The 17,008-nt window shown below is 52.7% G+C and carries 13 protein-coding genes and 1 tRNA gene; 8 read left to right on the top strand and 6 right to left on the bottom strand.

What is annotated here, in order from left to right; genetic code table 11:
- Window positions 1-12: 12 nt before the first annotated feature.
- Entirely contained in the window at window positions 13-999 is a 987-nt protein-coding gene (locus CODIS_RS16640) for an OmpA family protein (protein ID WP_069127168.1), read from the bottom strand.
- A gap of 787 nt (window positions 1,000-1,786) precedes the next feature.
- Here CODIS_RS16640 and CODIS_RS16635 point away from each other — a divergent pair.
- Genes CODIS_RS16635 through CODIS_RS16615 form a run of 5 tightly spaced genes read left to right on the top strand, consistent with a single transcriptional unit; the run spans window position 1,787 to window position 8,489 of the window.
- Window positions 1,787-3,817, top strand: a complete 2,031-nt coding sequence (locus CODIS_RS16635) for a TonB-dependent receptor plug domain-containing protein (protein ID WP_069127167.1) — start codon at window positions 1,787-1,789, stop codon at window positions 3,815-3,817.
- A 22-nt stretch (window positions 3,818-3,839) separates the two neighbouring features.
- Entirely contained in the window at window positions 3,840-4,394 is a 555-nt protein-coding gene (locus CODIS_RS16630; RefSeq protein WP_069127166.1) for a YfiR family protein, read from the top strand.
- Complete coding sequence (locus CODIS_RS16625) at window positions 4,391-5,881, top strand: sensor histidine kinase (protein ID WP_069127165.1); 1,491 nt, start codon at window positions 4,391-4,393, stop codon at window positions 5,879-5,881. Before CODIS_RS16630 ends, CODIS_RS16625 begins: the two co-directional genes overlap by 4 nt.
- A gap of 5 nt (window positions 5,882-5,886) precedes the next feature.
- On the top strand, window positions 5,887-6,348 hold the full coding sequence (locus CODIS_RS16620) for a response regulator (protein ID WP_305782121.1): 462 nt from the start codon (window positions 5,887-5,889) through the stop codon (window positions 6,346-6,348).
- 2 nt (window positions 6,349-6,350) lie between these two features.
- Window positions 6,351-8,489 carry a putative bifunctional diguanylate cyclase/phosphodiesterase gene (locus tag CODIS_RS16615; protein ID WP_069127163.1) on the top strand — a complete coding sequence of 713 codons (2,139 nt, stop codon included), beginning with the start codon at window positions 6,351-6,353 and terminating at the stop codon, window positions 8,487-8,489.
- A gap of 416 nt (window positions 8,490-8,905) precedes the next feature.
- On the opposite strand, the gene CODIS_RS16610 is transcribed toward CODIS_RS16615, so the two are convergent.
- The 4 genes from CODIS_RS16610 to CODIS_RS16595 all read right to left on the bottom strand — a co-directional run bounded on the left by CODIS_RS16610 (window position 8,906) and on the right by CODIS_RS16595 (window position 12,122).
- Window positions 8,906-10,408: a potassium channel family protein gene (locus CODIS_RS16610; RefSeq protein ID WP_162420265.1), complete on the bottom strand. Its 1,503-nt coding sequence runs from the start codon at window positions 10,406-10,408 to the stop codon at window positions 8,906-8,908.
- The gene (locus CODIS_RS16605; RefSeq protein ID WP_069127161.1) at window positions 10,374-10,640 is read right to left on the bottom strand and encodes an ion channel; all 267 of its coding nucleotides are present in this window, start codon (window positions 10,638-10,640) and stop codon (window positions 10,374-10,376) included. Before CODIS_RS16605 ends, CODIS_RS16610 begins: the two co-directional genes overlap by 35 nt.
- 10 nt (window positions 10,641-10,650) lie before the next feature.
- On the bottom strand, window positions 10,651-10,905 hold the full coding sequence (locus CODIS_RS16600; RefSeq protein WP_417903664.1) for a DUF6394 family protein: 255 nt from the start codon (window positions 10,903-10,905) through the stop codon (window positions 10,651-10,653).
- A gap of 668 nt (window positions 10,906-11,573) precedes the next feature.
- Window positions 11,574-12,122, bottom strand: a complete 549-nt coding sequence (locus CODIS_RS16595) for a TlpA disulfide reductase family protein (RefSeq protein WP_069127159.1) — start codon at window positions 12,120-12,122, stop codon at window positions 11,574-11,576.
- A 1,111-nt stretch (window positions 12,123-13,233) separates the two neighbouring features.
- Between CODIS_RS16595 and tadA the strand changes: the two genes are divergently transcribed.
- Window positions 13,234-13,722: a tRNA adenosine(34) deaminase TadA gene (gene tadA, locus CODIS_RS16590; RefSeq protein WP_083220846.1), complete on the top strand. Its 489-nt coding sequence runs from the start codon at window positions 13,234-13,236 to the stop codon at window positions 13,720-13,722.
- 5 nt (window positions 13,723-13,727) lie between these two features.
- On the top strand, window positions 13,728-14,747 hold the full coding sequence (locus CODIS_RS16585) for a phospholipase A (protein WP_235615263.1): 1,020 nt from the start codon (window positions 13,728-13,730) through the stop codon (window positions 14,745-14,747).
- On the opposite strand, the gene mltF is transcribed toward CODIS_RS16585, so the two are convergent.
- Window positions 14,742-16,166 (bottom strand): membrane-bound lytic murein transglycosylase MltF, encoded by a 1,425-nt coding sequence (mltF, locus tag CODIS_RS16580; RefSeq protein ID WP_083220845.1) that lies wholly within the window; start codon window positions 16,164-16,166, stop codon window positions 14,742-14,744. The genes CODIS_RS16585 and mltF overlap by 6 nt on opposite strands.
- A gap of 284 nt (window positions 16,167-16,450) precedes the next feature.
- Between mltF and CODIS_RS16575 the strand changes: the two genes are divergently transcribed.
- Window positions 16,451-16,540: transfer RNA gene (locus tag CODIS_RS16575), tRNA-Ser, on the top strand.
- Window positions 16,541-17,008: the final 468 nt, after the last annotated feature.

Genomic DNA, 17,008 nt, shown 5'->3' with positions numbered 1-17,008 from the left:
AATGGGTTCAGCTTATCTACGCTTTACCAATTCGACCCGCCGGTTCTTTGCTCGTCCGGCTTCCTTGTCATTACTGCTCACCGGTGCTGCGGGTCCCACGCCAAGCGCGGTGAGTCTGCCGCTTTCGATGCCGGCGCCGACTAATTCCTCAACGACGGTTTTGGCACGTTTCAGGGAAAGATTCTGGTTGTATGCCAGGCTTCCGACATCGTCAGTGTGGCCTACCACGTAGAGTTGCAGGGTCTGGTCCGATTGTAGTGCCTTCACTATCTCGGTAATCGTTTCTTTGGACTCCGGGCGTAACGTCGCTTTGTCATGGTCGAATTGGATGCCGTACAGGGCCACGTGCCCAGACTCTACAATCTGTTGTTGCATTTCGGATGCGTCGACGAACTCCAGTGTCGCCTCGAAATTGCTGACTTCCAGAATTTCAACCAGCATCACGGTCCGTTGCTGGAAATTTTTATTGGAGTTGTTCGCGGCGATAACAGCGGAAAACACACCAACATGGTATCTGGCACTGTCTGTTGTCACGTCGCTATAGCGATATGTGGGCGATGTGAAATTGTGTGAGAATCCCAATAAATAAAAAGGATGGGTTAATCCCTTGGTTGGAATCATGGTATGCCGCGACCACAGTGTGTTTGCAAACAGATTGCTTTTACATCCTTTGTTTTTACAACTGTATATCTCGTTGGCATTCCCCAATTCACTTAAGGCAACAGCATAGTTTTTCTGCACCACCAGCGGCTTATCTCCCGGTTTTGCCAGGTAGAGAATACGCGTCCGTTTTCCTTCCGGGTTCACTACTGTTATTTTTTTACCCGTATCCGCTTTCAGAAAATTGGCGGCATCGTAGTCGTTGTAATCATAGCCTAGGATTTCCGAACCAGCCACACGTGGAAGTTTGGGATGATCACTGCTGCCCGGCATATCGCCCGCATAACCGTATGTGGTTGACAAGATCAATGACAGTAAGATGTAAACATAGCGTTGCATGAATCGATCTCCTTTTTGCGAGCGAGTATAGATCAGGATGACAAATTTATCTGCACGAAGGTGAATATTCACACATGGGGAAACAGGGATTCAGAGAAAAATCGTTTCTAATATTAGGGGATATTAATCTGACCCCTATTTTACTGTATTTCCTGAAGCGTGGAGATGCTTAAACCTCGTCAGAGCCCGGTGTTTGTTACGTGCTATATGCCTTATTTTTTTTCGGTGTTTACTGGATACCTTGGTTGATATGCCAATTGCGCCATTCTTACTAACGCGTGATACCCATCCGCGCCTGTCTGGATGTTATAGCCGCAGGCATCGGCGACCTGTTCAACACTCAAGCCTGTAGTCTCAAGCAGAACAATCACCATCGGCGACGTCAACGACGGCCGCGACCATCTCATTTCACAGAGGGACCACGCGTCGATCGGGCGGGGGGCTGCCAGGTAGGCCAGTAGCTGTAAACTGCCGCTGGACCTGGGTGAAAAGGGCGTTTATTCTTCCTAATACACGTCATCTCGCTGGTACGCAAGTCGGCGACATGTTCCACCAAGCGAATATAGCCGGAGCGGCAGCGGCCGGTACAGCATTATCACCGTTGTCAAGGCCGAGAAGGAGCATCCTAGTTACGATGCCTTGAGATAATATCGAGTGGTAAACTCTTAGAGATCAGGGAGTTTAGAAATCTTATTTTCAGCCCGATGAAATGGGCGCGGGGATTCTCCACTAGGAACAGCGCCATGGCGCATTGCTTTGTTGCTCCATCAATTGAGGACGCACTCAAATGTCGGAACAGACAATCAGAAAACACCTTTTGTCGTTACTCAACGGTCTACTGTTGCTGGCCTTGTCGAACGCCAGCGCAGACCAGGCTTCGCCATCGGACTGGTCGACAGCGGATGGTGCAGGGCATGGTACGGATCCTGATCTGCAACGCCTGCTCGCGATCGTCGACAGGTACACAGAGATCGCGACCAAGACGCGCCTGAATGCCGATTACGTCCCCGGCATGGTGACGGTACTCGATGGCGATCACCTGGTATCCAGCGGTAAGAGCAATGTCTGGGAGGCGCTGACCGAGGTGCCGGGGATCGAGCCGTACGTCGGAGCGCAGGGTGAGCGCACACTGATGATACGCGGCACCGGATTCATTTTTTCGTCCGGCAACTTCAAGGTATTGGTCAACGGTATTGCGCAGAATACAAACCTCCATGGCGGGGTGCGGCCGGTCATGAGTCTGCCAGTTGAGCTGGTCGAGCGCATCGAGGTGATCCGTGGACCGGGCTCCGCGGTGCACGGTGAGTATGCCTACACAGGTGTGATCAACGTGATTACACGCAAAGACGATAATCGGGCATTCGTGCGTGTCGGCGAGGATGAACGTTATAGCGGCGGGGCCGCGCTGGCGTGGGCAGGCGAAGGGAGCGATTGGCGCCTGAATCTGAATGTCTTCGCCGAAGACATGGCGGCCGGTGATGTCATTTCGGGACCTGACGGACTCACCCCCGCGCTAACCAACGCACCGGGCCCAGTCAATGATGCCCGTGATTCACACGCGGCGATCCTAGAGCTGGATCACCGCGACTTCGGCCTGAGTGCGCAGCACATCGAGAACAGGCACGGTGAGCAATTCGGGATCAACAACACATTGCCGGCGCCGGATGACCGGTTACAGTTGCAGCACGTCAATACGGCGGTCGACCTGCACCAGGGATTCGCTCTTAACAGTGGCTGGGATGCAACCCTGCGTCTCGGCTGGCTGCGCCATAAGCAGGACGTGGATGAGGCGATCCTCACAATCCTTCCGGTATTGGGTACTGTGCAAGCCAACACCGTTTATGAGGAGCGGCAGAGGTACGGTGGCGTACAACTTGAAGGACGGGTCGGGCAGCGGCACGAGTTGCTGATCGACCTGCAATACCGCAAGAGCGAGATCAGGGAGGCCAGAAGTGGCGGTAGCTTCACCGGGCCCGTCGACTTTCTCCTGCCGGAGAAGGATCGCCATCACCTGAGCCTGGCGCTGCAGGATCAGTTTCGTCTGAGTGACGACGCCATGATCACTACCGGCCTGCGTTACGATGATTACAATGACGCCGGCAATGCATTCAGCCCGCGCTTGGCCGCGGTGTGGCGCCTGTCCAGCCAGCACATCCTCAAGGCCCAGTACGCCAAGGCCTTCCGTCCGCCGACTTTTGTCGAACAGTACACAAGGCCCAATCAGATCCTTCGGGGCAATCCTAATATTGAAAACACCGACAGCACGAACCATGAACTCGGCTACATCTTCAAGGGGGCCGACACGACCGTGCGTGCGACGCTGTACTACAGCGAGCTCAATGACCTGATCTCGGTCGTTTCCGGTACCTATACCAACGGCGGCGATGCGCGTCTGCGCGGGCTGGAGCTGGAAATCGAGCACGCCGTTTCGAAGGCTCTTTCCATGCATGCCAATACCTCGTACACAGACACCGAGGACAGAGACACCGGCAATGATCTGACTGGCGCCCCGGACTGGCTGGCGAATCTCGGTGTGCACTATCGCCTGTCCCCGGGGGTGTTGCTGGATGCCCACTACCGCTATGTCGGTGACCGCGCGCGCGGCGCCGGTGACCCGCGCGCGGCACTGGAGGATTATCAGATCGTCGATCTCATCGCCAGTTTCGTCAATGTAGGGCAGAGCGGCATGACACTGCGCGCAGGTGTGCGCAATCTATTCGACGAGGACTATGCCTATCCGGCACCACCCGGTACCTATCCGGAAGACTATCCTCAGCGTGGTCGCCAGTGGTGGTTGCAGGGCGAGATCGCTTTCTGAGGTTTATTCGGCATTGAGTAGCATGTCTCCAAACGAACGACTCCTGGGTATCGCCATTGTGCTATGGCTGTGGTCGGCCGGTCTGGGGGCGCGTGAGGTCGAGTCGTTGCGCATCAATGCCGGCATAGACCTGTTCCCCAGCTTCCTCGCAGCGGATCTGGATATTGCAGATAAGACTGACAAGGACGGTGCGTTGTTACTGCTGTTGGTCCATTGGGATGCCGAACAGGAGGTGGAACACCTCGCCGCCGGACTCGCTGAGGTCGGCCACATTCGTGATCTGCCGGTTCGGGTGCGTACCGTCAGTGTCGAGGCGCTCGCTGAGTACCGTGATGCGCGACCGGCCGGGATGTTTGTCACCGAACGTCTTCCCGCGGAGGCGCTGGCCAGGATACTGGCATTCGGCCGGGATGCCGGTGTGCTGGTGATCTCGCCGCACAAGGGTGATGTCGAACAGGGCGCATCAGGCGGCATCTGGGTGGGTGACCGGATCCTGCCGTTCGTGAACATGCGGGCGCTGGATGCCGGCGGTGTGCGCCTTAAGCCATTCTTCCTGCGTATTGCCAAAACATTATGACGACTGAGCGTAAATTGTGGTTCGGCGCCTATCTGCATACGCGGATTACGCTGCTGACCGGTTTGCTTGTCGCGATACTGACGGGATTTGGCATCTTCTATTGGACCCATGTGCTTGAACCCCAGTTGCGTATCGATGCGCAGAGCAACGCCAGGTTCCAGAGCCAGGCACTGGCCAATCTGCTTGGTGATGTGCTGGCGCCGGGCATGGATGCGCACCAGATCGATGCCGTGGTCAAGGTCATGGATCGTGCGCTGCTGTTCCAGCACCCGGCGACTCAGACGGCGTTCATCGTTCGGATCGAACTCGAATTCGACCCGGATGTTGTCAGACTGCCGCCGGAACAGATCAGTCTGGCACGCGGGTATGCCGCCTGTGCTACTTGTTTCGTCACCGAGGTGCCTGTATACGGTGGGCCCAGCCGGGAACTGATTGCGATCGCCCGAGTTTTTGGCAGCGACGATTTTTTTCGCGATCTGCGCGACGATGTTCGCACCCGACTGATCGAGGAACTGGCCCTCCTGCTGGTGCTGCTCGGATTATTGTCGTGGCAGATAACGCGCCTGCTCAGACCGCTCAAAGAGATCAGCGAGCATGTGCGAGAGCGCGATATCGCCACGCTGAGTCCGTTACCGCCTCTCGATCGTGGAGCGAGTGCTGAGATCCGCAGCATCAAGGAGGCACTCGATGCCTTGTTGTACAAATCGCATCAGTACACCGAGTCGCTGCGCGAGTCGCGTGATCAGCTCGGGCGGCAGGCCAAGGAACGTGCCGAGCTGATCGATGAGCTCGAGAGCAAAAATGCAGAGCTGGAACGATTCACCTATACTGTTTCACACGACCTGAAGAGCCCGCTGATCACAATCAGCGGATTTATCGGCCTGCTCGAGACCGATCTGAAACAGGGTGACCATGAACGCGTCGATCAGGATCTTCGACAGATCGCCACTGCGGCCGATACGATGCAGACACTGCTCGATGAGTTGCTGGAGCTATCGCGGATCGGTCGGATCGTCAACCCGTCGGAATGGGTCGATCTCGGTGAGCTGGTGGACGAGGTGGTGGCGATGGTCGCCGGTCGTATCGATGGAAATCGGGTCGAAGTCTCTGTAGCGCCGGACCCGCCACGTGTATACGGTGACCGCAAGCGTCTATTAGAGGTGGTGCTGAATCTGATCGACAATGCGGCCAAGTTCGTCAGTACGACCGAGCGGCCGCGCATCGAAATCAGCTTTGAGGACCGTAAAGGTGAGGTGATCTGCCATGTCAGTGACAATGGCCCTGGAATCGATCCGCGCTATCATGAAAAGGTTTTCGGGCTGTTCGACCGCCTGGATCCGACTACCGAGGGTACCGGTATCGGTCTATCACTGGTGAAGCGCATCGTAGATGTGCACGGTGGCAGAATCTGGCTCGAGTCCGACGGCAACGGACAAGGCAGCCGTTTCAGTTTCTCTCTGCCCAAACCCGTTGAGGAGGCGACATGATTGATATGCCGGGGAAAGGTGAACCATTGGACGTACTCCTTGTGGAGGACAACGACGCGCATGCCGAATTGGTGATGCGCAACCTAGAGCATCATCGCGTCGCCAATGTCGTGCATCATGTCACCGACGGCGAGGCAGCACTCGACTACCTGTTTGGGCGTGGTGCATACATTGATCAGCAATCACACCAGCAGGTGAATCTGGTCTTGCTGGATTTGCGCTTGCCGAAATACGACGGTCTCGAGGTGCTGCGGCAGATTAAACAGTCTGAGGAGTTGAAACGCATACCGGTAGTCATCCTGACGACCTCCCGGGCTGAGCGCGACGTGGCAAACGCATACGAGCATAACGCCAACAGTTATGTCACCAAGCCACTGGATTACGAAAAGTTCTCCGAGCTAATGGATGAAATCGGTTATTACTGGCTCGCTTGGAATCAAAGCCCCTGGTTAGCCAAGAAGAGCTAGGGATGTCAACTCCCAGCACACAGGTGGTCAGTGCGGATGCCAAGACTATCCTGCTGATCGAGGACGACGAGGCGCATGCACTGCTGATCCGTCGCGCCTTTGAATCGCATCCCGAGGGCTATGTGATCGACGTGGTACGCACGCTTCGGGAGGCGCGCGACACCCTTGAGCATCATGTACCCGCACTGGTGATTGCTGACTACCGCCTACCTGACGGTGAGGGGGTTGAGCTGTTGCAGGTACAATCCAATACCGCGTCTGTTTGCCCGGTGGTCATCATGACCGGGCATGGCGACGAGCATCTGGCGGTCGAATCCATGCGAGCCGGAGCGATCGACTATATCGTCAAATCGGACGCCACCATGGGTGGCATGCCTCGTACTGCCGACCGGGTATTGCGTGAGTGGCATCACATCGAACAGCGACGTAAGGCGGAGCAGGCCCTGGCGCTGAGCGAGGAACGCTATGCACTGGCGGCTAAAGCAGTCAACGACGGGCTATGGGACTGGAATTTGGAGACTAATACGGTCTACTACTCACCGCGGCTTAAAGCGATGTTGGGCTTCGCCGAAGGAGATCTCGACGATACATTGGATGCGGCGTTTGGCCTAGTGCACGAAGGTGATGTAGGGTTATTGCGTGCGGCCATAGACAGTCACCTGAGTGGCGGTACGCCGCATCTGGAGTGCGAATGTCGAATGCTCAACAACAACGACAGCGATTTTCGATGGATGATGATTCGCGGTCTGGCGGTACGGTACTCTGATGGAGTCGCCTATCGGATGGCAGGCTCACTGACCGACATTCATGAGCGCAAACGAGCCGAACAGCAGCTGCATCACGATGCGTTACACGACGTTCTGACCGGACTACCCAATCGCGCATTGTTCATGGATCGTCTGAGTCGATGTCTGGAACGGGCACGCCGCTGTGACAACTACCTGTTCGCAGTGCTTTTTCTTGATCTCGATCGTTTTAAGGTTGTCAATGACAGCCTTGGTCACACGGTAGGTGACGAGCTGTTGAAATCGGTCGCTGATCGCTTGCTCGATAGCTTACGCGATGGCGATACTGTGTGCCGTTTTGGTGGCGATGAGTTTGGGGTGGTCCTCGACGGCATCGACCGTGAAGATGAGGCTATGCAGATCGCCAAGCGCATCGCTCAACGCGTCGAACAGACCTACCGGCTGAGTGGTGACGAGGTGTTCACCACAGCTAGCATCGGTATTGCCTTGGGGAGTAATGATGCCGACTCGGCGGAGAGCCTGATCCACAACGCGGATACGGCGATGTTTCGTGCCAAGGCGCATGGTCGCGGCTACGTGGAGTTGTTCAAAGGAACGATGCATATGGATGCGCTGCAGCAGTTGCACCTGGAGAATGACCTGAGGCGCGCATTGGCGCATGAGGAGCTGACCGTTTTCTATCAGCCGATTGTGTCGCTGGAGAGTGGCCGCATTGAAGGTTTCGAGGCGCTGGTGCGTTGGCAGCACCCAGAAAAGGGGCTGGTCTTGCCCTGCGAGTTCATCCCACTTGTAGAAGAGACCGGATTAATAAATGCGATGGGGCGCTATGTACTTAAACTCGCCTGCGCCCAGCTGCGCGAATGGCAGCATCGCCTGCTTCTGCCTGACCTGACCATCAGCGTGAACATATCCGCCAAGCAGTTCGTTGAGAGTGACTTGGCCGACCAGATTAAAAAAATGCTGCACGAGTACGCGCTGAAGCCCGCTTGTCTGAAGCTCGAGATCACCGAGAACTTGATCATGGAAAACACCGAGGATGCGTCACAGTTCGTCGAGGCGTTGTACGAACATGGAATCGGTCTGGCGATGGACGACTTTGGTACGGGCTACTCCTCGTTAAGTTATCTACACAGTATCCCGGTGGATACGCTCAAGATCGATCGCTCTTTTGTCAGCCAGATGGATACCGATAGTAATGGCTTTGAGATCGTCCGTACCATCATCGCACTCGCGCGCACGTTGAAGATCAATGTGACAGCGGAGGGTGTGGAGAGTATCGATCAGTTGACATTGCTGCGTGCCTTGCAGTGTCCGATGGCCCAGGGATTTTACTTTTCCAAACCGCTTGATGTCGCAAGTGCTGAGGCGTTGCTCATTAGTCGACCGAGTTGGTAGGGTGACGAAGATCCTTGGGCTACCGTGCCAATAGATGGGTGTAGTGGCAATGGTTACTGGGTATTGTCTTAGGTTGCTGCATCGGACGAATGGGTATCCGCTCTCTGGTCCACAAAGCAGGGTGAGGGCAACAAGCAAAAGCCATGGATGAAAAGCAAGAGTGAACCACTGCCGAACGCCGAGCCTCGATGAGTTGGGCACAAAGCCTGAAACGGGTATTCAGGATCGACATCGAGATATGCATTGCCTGCGGCGGTGCCATATTATCATCGCTTTCTACTTCGCTTTCTGCTTGCGATCTAGCCGACCTGTTCTTTAGTCTTCGTAGGAATAAGCCTTCAGAGATATTTGTTTATTTTATTTAACATTCGGATTTTATCGTCTTGGCTGTGGATCCGAACGGCACTAATCAACTATTAATCATGTGGTTGAGTTTGTCTGTCCTTTTGTTTATTTTCCAGCCAGCGAAAGAAGTACCCCCTGGCTTGTTCCTCACCCGTCACCAGGTAGTGAAGTGCGTAAGCGTTGTTTAATGTTGACCTGAGTAAACGCTCACTCTGCTCTGTACCGCAAAACAGGATCCTGTCTCCCGGACATACCGACTCATCGAGACTTGGCAGCATACTGGATTGCCCATCCCTGAAAATCATCAACGGTATACAGGTAAGGATTTCGTTCCTGTCAGAGGGGTGGTGCAACAGGTTCCCCAATATTATTTTTTGACCCTGTTCACTGAAATCCACCATAGCCAGTGCTTGCGCCCTATCCAGCGTGATACACCAGAGGTGTGGTTTTCTATTGCCAATGATAGTTTTTAACTTACCACTGATCTCGTTTGTGAGATGCTCTCCCTGTTCGTATAAATATTCAATCAATTGTTGAATATGCGGAGAGATTAAATATTTCAATATTCGGCGGGCGGTAGTCAGGCTGGATTGCAATATCAAATCCGCGTGGGCCGCGTCGAATGCAAGCTGATTCTCATGATGATTTTGGCGCACAATGGTGAACACTGTCGGATTCATTACCTGCGCACTCATCAGAATGTTCAGGTTATCTGAGTCACTGTCAGTACCCGCGACAATTCCGTTTGTATTGGCAAGGCCTGCTTTTTTCAGCGTACCGTGATCAGCATATCCATTAATGAACGATCCATCATCCGGCGCCTTGTCCATATTTGGATCGATGATAAGGGGATTAATATCATTTAACTTCATGTACTGATGCAGCCACTTTCCCATGCGTCCATAGCCGCATAATATCCACTTGTCATTAGGAGCCTTGAGAGGTTTGCCGAGTTGAACGCCCTTCGCCCTTACCAGCCAGCTGTTAAGATTATGTAGTCTCGGGGCTGTGATTGCCATGCTCAGCAGCTGAGCGAATATTTCAAATGGATTTATTATGGTGACGTTATGTAGTGGCGAAAGATGCTCTTCATGTTTGGGCGAAGTTGAGCGACAAATAATATGAACATCGGGGTTCATAAACCGGGCCATTACAGTGATTTTGAGGTTGACCTCCTCGTCGCCGGTTAATGCGATCACAGCCTTGCATTGCTGGTGTTTGATACCTGCATCCACCAAATGTTTAGGTGCGCTGGAATCACCGCACAAACCGGGCATTTTGATGTTGTAATCCCGCAAGGAAAGAGCCTTTATGCGTTCTGGATCCCGGTCAATTACAACACCGATGAGATGGTGATCACTTAAACCGCGCGCCAAGAGACTGCCAGTATCACCGAAACCGCATATGATAAAAAAGGGATCGGATATTTGTTTCACAATTCTCGAAAATCGATATTCACTCAAAGCCTGAACAAAGTGTGTATTTCTTATTAATCCGATAATAGAACCGATTGCGTAGAGCCATGCTATGACACCTATATTACAGACAGAATATGGCCCATAGACGTTGTTCATCGGTAAACTCATTCGGGATCTCCCCGAATCCGGTGGTCGTGGCGGTATAAGTGAAAAAATAGAACGCATGAAACAAACTCATGTACTCGGTATTGCCGTCCGCGGATTTTCCCGGAATGAGAGCCATGCCCGTTATTCCGACCGCATAAACAAGGATAAGCACAAATATCGGTCTGCGCATATAGCGCAGGACTAGCATGGAAACCCGATCCAGTTCTGAGGTTGCCGCCATTAATTGAACCTCAACGGCGGGACATCAGTGTGTCTCCGATAAGGATGACAACGGAAACGATATTCGCCAACAGAGCGCCACTTGCCAGTGAAACGATCATAACCATGGATTCCGGGCCTGGACCCATCTCTGTGTCGCTCTCAAAAACCACCCAAAATATTCGGGCTGTAATCAGGAGAAGATCCGCTACCAGACCGGCTGCCAACAGTAACGCACCGACCTGGGAGCGGTCCCCAAGCTTTAAGCCGGTTGCAATAAGGCTCACCAAAATCGCTATTGTGAGTATCCATACATTGTGATGTGAGGGATTATCGATGTGGCCAATCACAAAAACAAAATTAAAGGTCAATGAAAGAATGATAAAAAAACCAAAAGTTACCCTTTCCAAGTTCATATTAAATACTCGTATTGATATTTACACATAGTCAGATAAAAAATAGACGAAATACTTATTTAACATGTACCCGGGACAATAGGATAAACGAGGATCCCGAATCGTTTAACAGGCAAGTAGGATTTCTTAAACAATAGTTTAAGACAGTGATATTGCAATGACTAAAAAAGTGAGGAGGTTTTCATTAGTATACACATCATTTCCCTCACCATGAGTGTTGTAAAAGCAAGCCGCGAATCGACGCAAATCCAACATATCCGCAAATGAACGCAAATTTAGTGTTTTTGACTGTCCTGTATGGAGGCGGTAGGTTCAGGTCTTTGTTGCACCCTGTTGCACAGCAAATAAAATGTTTGCATTCATTTGCGGACGTAAAAAATCATTCGCGATTTACTTATACATCTTACTATCACCAAGTCACCGATTAATTGGCTGAATAATGTGTGTTATCAGGAAAAGATTTACCGTTCGGGGTCGAGGTGCAAGAGGTTGGTGCTCAAATGAGCTGTGCTACGAAATGATCAGCATCCACTACTTTATTAGTCAACCGATTCCTGGAGGAGGTCATGTATCAGCGTCGTTGCCGTCTCGGCATCGAAGCCGCCGAAACGTTGGAAACGAATACGCCCCTGCTTATCCAGGATAGCCATCTCCGGTGTCCCGCGGGTGCGGAACAGCTTCATCGTTTGCGGTGTCGGATCGTTACCTTGGTGCCGATCAACTCCAACCAGATGATTGATACCCTTCTTTTTTAAGTAGGGGATCAAGCGTTCTGTGCGTTGGTAATCGTGACCCTCAAAAACCGTGTGTATACTCAACATGACGAGTTGGCCGGCGGCAATTTCCTCGGCAAAGCGCTGTTCCCAGTACGCCACTAACGGGATCGAGAAATCATTGCACCCTGGACACCACATCTGGAAAAAATCGATGACCACGACTTTACCTTTTAGATCGTCCAGAGTGACTCCGTCACCATTGATCCACTCATCCACATCGAGTGCCGGTGCCATTGGGTAGGTGCCGGCTGTAAGCGGCGGAGTCATGAGGAGTATGGTAAAAAGAAAAGAAACAAAAGTTAGGTTTCTCATAGGTTGTTCCTCGTATAATTCCGGCTTCCCGAAGGGTGCGACTGCCGCCAGTCCGGTGCTCCCTTCAATCCTTTCCTCAATAACAGAGGGCTAAGGTCATGCAAGGTCTGGTTGATTGGCAGCAAGTTCATAGTGGCTGGTTTTATTGTCGTGTTTGCATGATTCGGATGTCAGACGACTCTAGCGCGCATGAACATGGGCATGGGCATTGGGTATGCTGATATAAAGAATATATGCATGGTGGTAATTCTTTGGTTTGTCCCCTGATACGGACAATTCTCATGGCACCAGGTTCAGTGCGCCTTTATAACCGGCTATCTTGTCATCAATATATTATCACTGCGATGACGGTAAGGTTGCGAAAAAAGCCCAATGGCATATGGATCTAATCACCTTGATTATTAAAGGTGATTTTGAAGAATCCACTCTCTACCAGGCTGGACGGGGGCTATCGGCCGGGCCCTTGGTTTTGCTGCCACTGTCAGGGGTTCTATCGCTCCACATAATTAACTATCGAACAGTAGTGGTAGGGGCGATTCCAAGCTTGTAGCAATCAGAGATCTGATCTTATACAGGGTAATGACTAATCTAGCGGTTGGCTCACGTGGATTATGACGCGCTGGTGGAGACGATCTTTGACATAGACCGGGTCATACTGATTGAGTGACTCGTGCTGCTCGATAGATCATGGAGCTCTCAGGGAGTGATGGCGCCAGGGGTTTTTTTCTCGTGGGTCCGGTGGTGGTAGGAAGCCGTGTTGAATGATGGATTTAAGCGCTTATGGGAGATGGTGATCCTGTGTCTGGATGTTTTAGGTGTCGAAGTGGTGGGCGTCGCAGTGGTTGGGAGCGGTTGAAGCCTGGTTGAATTGTAAAATGTTAAGGTGCTGTTTTTTTTAGATATCTTTCGTGGTATTCGACGGTCTGTGATACCCTTGCGTCTTGATACGAAGAGATGGATAGAATTTTTCGTTCAAGAAATTTTAGATAATGGTATTTTTCATGGTTTTCACTCTGCCCGTTACAAATGGCCAACTGTATTTACTCTATTTACCAGGCTTATTAGCAGTCGAGTGGGGATAGATCAGGCAGCTCGGCAAGAGGTTGGACTGATGGTTGTTGATGATCCGGACCTGCAGGATCAGCAATTCATGCGGCAGGCATTGCTGCTGGCGCAACGGGCTGAATCCCAGGGCGAAGTGCCGGTAGGTGCTGTCGTCGTATTGGAAGGCGAGATTATCGGAGAAGGCTGGAACCAGCCCATTGCATTGCAGGACCCTACCGCCCACGCGGAAATCGTGGCGTTGCGGGATGCCGCCTCCAGGATAGGTAACTATCGACTGCCGGGAACCACCTTGTATGTCACGCTTGAGCCCTGCCCCATGTGTGCCGGTGCCATTGTGCATGCCCGTGTCGCCCGGGTTGTGTTTGCCGCAGACGATCCCAAGGGTGGGGCCGCCGGTAGTGTCTTTGATCTGTTGCCCACGGATCATCGATTCAACCATAGTGTGGCAGTAAAGGGAGGTGTGCTGCAGCAGCGTGCTACGGATCTGCTTAAAGATTTCTTTCGACAAAAAAGATCAAAACAACAAGGGGAGTAACAAGCATGAACCCCAAGCTTATAAGACACAGCCTATGGATGGTTCTGCTTGCGATATTGGGGCCGTGTCGCGTAACAGCCGATCCATTGGCGGACTATGAACGCTGTATCTGGGAGCGGCTGCAGCATGCGGACGACGACATGCTCATCAGCGAGTTGAAGCGTCTCTGTCTCAAAAGTCGGGACCCGCTTGAGCGGCATACAGCCAGCGAAGATGGAGCCCTGCCTCCCGTCACAGAACAGAGTATTTCGCTGGTTGAGAAACGCATCAGTGCAGAGAGAAAGACCCGTTCCAACCCCTTCGTGCTCTCGCCGCACAAACAGAACTATGTGATGTTGGCATCTTATAACGACAAGCCGAATTATGAAGTTTACAACACCCCTCCCTCTGAATTCGATCGCGTGGAGATGAAGTTTCAACTCAGTTTCAAAATGCCGGTGGTGGAGTCTCTGTTCGATAGCCGTGCGGATCTTTACGCCGCCTATACCAATCTTTCCTTCTGGCAGGCCTACAACCGGGATATCTCATCACCCTTTCGCGAAACCATGCATGAGCCAGAGTTGTTTTTGGTGGTTCCCAATGATTGGTCGTTGTTCGGTTGGAGAAATGTGCTGCAACAGTATGGTGTGGTCCATCAGTCCAATGGCCAGGGCGGTTTTCTGTCCCGCAGCTGGAATCGCGCCTATGCCAACTTTCTCTTCGAGAGGGGTAATTTCCTGGTGGGCGTCAAGCCATGGTATCGCATACTCGAGGATAATGACGACAATCCGGATATCGACGATTTTCTCGGCAGGTATGAGTTGCGGGGTATCTACAAGCGAGAGAAGCAGACCTTCAGCCTGATGCTGCGAAACCTGTTTGACGGTGACAACCGTGACACTATGCAGCTTGATTGGAGCTTCCCCATTCATGGGCGATGGCGCGGCTATCTGCAATACTTCAACGGCTATGGTGAAAGCCTGATCGACTATAACGCCAAGAGTCACCGCCTTGGATTCGGCTTGCAACTGACCGATTGGTTATAGTGCCTCGGGGTTGATGGAGAGGGCGTGCGGTGGGTTCTGATCCGCCTGCTTCGCCAGTTCCATCTGCCGCAGTTGCCATTTCAGCAACTCATAGTAGGCGCGGATATTGTCCACGTAGTTGACCGGTTCCTTGCCGCGGGCATAACCCCGTTTGAGACTGGAGTACCACTTCTTGAGACTCAGTTTCGGTAGGTGTTTCTTTACATCGGCCCATTTGTCGGGGTCGTCACCCAAGTGTTCAGTCAGGATCCGCGCATCCTCCAGGTGGCCGAAACCCACGTTGTAACCCGCCAGGGTCAACCATAAGCGATCGGGCTCGGTAATCCTTTCCGGCAGCAGCTTTTCGATAAAGCGCAGATATTTCGCTCCGCCGATGATGCTCTGTTCGGGATCGAGCCGGCTCTCGATCTTCATCTGCTTGGCGGTGGCCAGAGTAAGCATCATGATCCCTCTGACACCCGTGGGTGATTTCGCCTTCGGATTCCAGTGCGACTCCTGATAACCGATGGCGGCCAGCATGTGCCAGTCGATGCCGGTTTGCTTTGCCGCCTCTTCGAAATAGACCTGATATTTCGGCAGTCGATCTTTTATGTGCTTGACGAAGGTGCGCAGTTCGACAAAGTTGAGTCGGCCGATGTGTCCGTAGTGGCGCTCTATCAGCTGGGCCAGAGTGCCGTCTTCACGGATGCGGTTGAAAAATGCCTCCATCGCTTCAAACAGGCTGGCATCGTCCGCGTGGGCCATCGCCCATGCCAAGGGTTGTGGCTCGGTCAGATCGAAACCGATCTTGAGATAGGGCATGAATCGCCGGGTGACGGCAAATTCGTTGGAGTCTGCAATGGTGAAGTCGATTTTGTTCTCCTGCACCATCTGCATCAATTCAGCGCTCTCCAGATCGGTATGGCTGATCCATTGCAGATCCGGATATGACTCCTTCAATCGCAGCAGTTCCTCCTCGTGACTGCTGCCTGCCAGGACATGCAGGTCCTTGCCGGCCAGATCTTCGACTTTTCGCGGACGCTTCTTGCCTGTGCGGTAGACCACCTGTTGGGTGATCTCCTGGTAGGAAGGGCCAAAACGGATTTCAGCTTCCCGCTCCGGGGTGACGGTCAGCCCGGCGGCGGCCAGATGGGCGTTGCCTTCGATCACCGTGGGAAGCAGGTCATCGAAGTGACTGGGAACAATGAAGTGGGCCTTGACCCCCAACTCCCGGGAAAAGAGTTGCACCAGCTCATATTCAAAACCGGTCAGCCCTTCAGGGCCCTCATAAAAAGTGGTGCCGCTGTTGCGGGTAGCGACGATCAGCTCTCCGGAAGCCTTGATACGCTCCACCAGAGGGGGTGGGATGCTGCAGCTGCCCAGGGTCATAACCAAGGCAAACAGACATAGAGAGACCAGTAGGGTTCGTTGTATTGGCATCTATCTCAATAGCTGGTTATTACTTATTGTTATGACTTCCGGAATGATCTTTTACTCCATAGTTGGCGAATTTTAATCACTGAATGGAACGCCTGGTACTTAACTCTAGCCCATTTAGTATAGAATGAGGCGGTTCACGGGAAGCATGGGTATCTCTTGATAACCTATTTTGCCAGCTGAGACATTGATTTTAGACAATTAACTGAATTTATAACCAACTGGCTCACAGCATCGGCCAATTCCACCTGGCCTTATCGAGCCGCCAGTGAGCAACAACCCGATCAGGAGAGGTGCCGGAGCGGCCGAACGGGCCTGACTCGAAATCAGGTGATCCCTTATGGGATCCGAGGGTTCGAATCCCTCTCTCTCCGCCAAATAAAAGGGGGCCCAACAGGGCCCCCTTTTATTTGGCGGATAGGGAGGCTTTGATTAGAACCCTTCGTTCGACCAGGCGCAAAGCGCCGCAGGACGCCGCAGCGTAGCGAAGGCGCCCCGAAGGGGTGAGCCGCAGGCGAATCAATCCCTCCCACCAGCCGGCACCCAAACTTAGGAGTCCCTCGGCCCCCTTTTATTTGGCGGATAGGGAGGCTTTGATTCAAACCCTTCGTTCGACAAGGCGCGTAGCGAAGGCGTCCTGAAGGGGTGAGCCTGCGCAGCAGGTGAGTCAATCTCTCCCTCTCTGCCAAAACCCTGACAATCAATAACATAAAAATTGATTTATCCCTCGATACGGTAGATGTCAGGAAGAGTCAACTTCTGAAAAAAACAGTTAGTTAGCTGGTAGCTCAGCAGGCAAAATCTCTGCAAATCATGATCGTCTGGTCCACATTTTGGTCCTGTTA

This window comes from Candidatus Thiodiazotropha endolucinida, from assembly GCF_001715975.1.
Lineage (GTDB): Bacteria > Pseudomonadota > Gammaproteobacteria > Chromatiales > Chromatiaceae > Thiodiazotropha > Thiodiazotropha endolucinida.
Note: the sequence above shows the minus strand (reverse complement) of the source record. Positions and strands in the feature narration are given on the sequence as shown.